The following is a 2,392-nucleotide window of genomic DNA, read 5'->3' as shown; positions in this document are numbered from 1 at the left end:
CTCGTTGACGTCCTCGAACACGGCGATCGCGCCGTCGAAGCGCGGCGCCGCACGTCTCGCGGTCGCGCAGCACCGCCGCCAGCCGCGACCGCTCCGAGAACGGCGGCAGCGGCGCGAGCGCCGACGGCCCGTGGAAGGTCACGAGCCCCGGCACCTCGGCGGCCGCGGCGCAGTGCAGCGCGGTGACGTCGGAGTAGCCGATCAGCGCGCGCGGGCGCGCCCGCAGCGCGTCCCAGTCGAGCGCGGGCAGGAGGCGCATCGCGCCGTACCCGCCGCGCAGGCACCAGACCGCGTCCACCGCCGGGTCGCGCAGCGCGGCGTTCACGTCGGCCGCCCGCTCGGCGTCGCTCCCCGCGAAGTAGTCGCGGTGCCCCAGCGCGTGCGGGCCGACCGCGGGCTCCCACCCCAGCCGCCGCGCGGTCGCCACCGCGCGCTCCACGTCCTCCGCCCCGCGCAGCGGGCCGGCGGGGGAGACGAGCGCGACGCGCGCGCCGGGCGCGAGCGCCGGGGGGAGGAGGACGGCGGCCATGCGCGCGAACGTAGAGGGGCGCGCGCCGCGACACAACGCGCCCGGCGGTACGCGCCATGCCTCCCTCGGCCGCACACATCCACGGAGGCAGAGAGCATGGCCGAGCGAGAGCAGTCGGAGTCGGCGCGCGAGGTGCGCGACCCGAGCCAGCGCGACCCGAACCAGCAGCCCCCCGCCCGCAATCAGGGCGACGGGATGGAGGGCGCCCCCACCAGCAACGCCGGCGGCGGCGCGGACGAAGTCGGCGGCGCGGGCGAGCGCGGCCGCGAGGGGCAGAGCGACCGCGAGGGGCAGGGCGGCTACGGCAACGACACCGGCTTCACCGGCGGCACCGTCGGCAGCCGCGACGACGACTCGGGCGCCTCCCGCCGCTAGTCGCCCCGAGCGCGGGCGCGCCCGGCCGCTCCGGCCCGGGCGCGCCGGCGTTCCGGTACCTTCCCGCGTGCCCGATCCCGCCGCCCTGCTCCCCTGGCTCGCCGCCGCCGGCGACGCGTTCCCCTGGCTCGCCGGGCCGCTCGTGGTCTGGTGGCGCGGCCGCGACTCGCGCTCGCTCGACGACTACCCGGCGGCGCTCCCGGCGCACGCCCCGCTGGTCTCGGTGGTCGTGCCGGCGCGCGACGAGGCCCGCAACGTCGGCCGCTGCGTCGCGTCGGTGCTCGCCACGCGCTGGCCGCACCTCGAGCTGCTGGTCGTCGACGACCATTCCACCGACGGCACGGCAGACGTCGCGCGCGCGGCCGCCGCCGGCGACCCGCGCCTCCGCATCCTCGACAGCCCGCCCCTCCCCGCCGGCTGGATGGGGAAGCAGTGGGCCTGCGCCACCGGCGCCGCCGCCGCGCGCGGCGACGTGCTGTGCTTCGCCGACGCCGACACCGCGCACGCGCCCGACCTCCTCCCGCGCGCGCTGCGCGCGATCCACGACCGCCGCGCCGACCTGCTCTCGGTCGCCGGCCGCCAGGAGATGGACACCTTCTGGGAGAAGGTGGTGCAGCCCCAGGTGTTCGCGGTGATCGCCGGCCGCTTCGGCGGCACCGAGCGCGTCTCCCGCTCCCGCAACGCGGTCGACAAGATCGCCAACGGGCAGTGCCTGCTGATGACGCGCGCCGCCTACGACCGCGTCGGCGGCCACGGCGCCGTCCGCGACGCGGTCGCCGAGGACCTGAAGATGGCCCAGCGCACGCACGAGGCGGGGCTGTCGGTGCACCTCCTGCTCGGCGAGGCGCAGCTCTCGACCCGCATGTACACCTCGCTGCGCGAGCTGGTCGTCGGCTGGCGCAAGAACGTCTTCGCCGGCGGGCGCGAGGCGATGCCGCTCGGCCGCCTCGGCCAATGGATCTTCCCCCTCCTGCTCCTGCTCCCCGCGCTGCTCCAGCTCTACCCGCTCGGCATCCTCCTCGCCGCACGCGCCGGCTGGCTGCACGACGTCACGATCATCCGCGCCGCCTTCATCTCCGTCGCCGCCACGCTGCTCTTCTGGGCCGCGACCTACCGCCGCGCCGGCCTCTCCCCGCTCTGGGCCCTCGCCTTCCCGCTCGGCGCCGGCACGTACTTGACGATCTCGCTCCAGGCCATCGCGCGCGGCCGCCGCGTCGAGTGGCGCGGCCGCGAGTACGTCTCCGCCTCCGGCGCCGCCTGACGCCTGCGTAACGGCGCGCCGCCGCGCGCTCCCGCGACGCGGCCCGTCCCGCGCGCCGCGTGCACACTCGCGGCGTGCGAATTCCCCACGCCGCCCGACTCCTCGCCGACGCCCGCACCCTCGACGCGCTGCGCCCCCTGGCGCGCGCCGCGGGGTGCGCCGGCCCGGCCCTCGCCGTCCCCCGCGCCACCCGCCGCGCCCTCGGCGTCGACGACGCCACCTGCACG

Annotated in this window: 3 protein-coding genes; 2 read left to right on the top strand and 1 reads right to left on the bottom strand. The window is 78.3% G+C overall.

What is annotated here, in order from left to right; translation table 11 throughout:
- On the bottom strand, positions 1-529 hold a 529-nt coding region (locus PYV61_RS24275; RefSeq protein WP_275836455.1), incomplete at its 3' end, for an LD-carboxypeptidase.
- A 96-nt stretch (positions 530-625) separates the two neighbouring features.
- Between PYV61_RS24275 and PYV61_RS24270 the strand changes: the two genes are divergently transcribed.
- Both PYV61_RS24270 and PYV61_RS24265 read left to right on the top strand, forming a co-directional pair.
- Positions 626-904 carry a hypothetical protein gene (locus PYV61_RS24270; RefSeq protein WP_275836454.1) on the top strand — a complete coding sequence of 93 codons (279 nt, stop codon included), beginning with the start codon at positions 626-628 and terminating at the stop codon, positions 902-904.
- Between the two features lie 67 nt (positions 905-971).
- Entirely contained in the window at positions 972-2,165 is a 1,194-nt protein-coding gene (locus PYV61_RS24265; RefSeq protein ID WP_275836453.1) for a glycosyltransferase, read from the top strand.
- Positions 2,166-2,392 lie beyond the last annotated feature (227 nt).

Origin of the sequence: Roseisolibacter sp. H3M3-2, from assembly GCF_029211165.1 — a bacterium.
In the GTDB taxonomy this organism is placed as follows: Bacteria; Gemmatimonadota; Gemmatimonadetes; order Gemmatimonadales; family Gemmatimonadaceae; genus Roseisolibacter.
The sequence above is the reverse complement of the archived record's forward strand: the minus strand, read 5'-3'. Positions and strand labels throughout refer to the sequence as shown.

Excerpts from the sequence above, each read along its gene's own strand:
- PYV61_RS24270 (WP_275836454.1), top strand. The coding sequence starts at position 626 with ATGGCCGAGCGAGAGCAGTCGGAGTCGGCGCGCGAGGTGCGCGACCCG.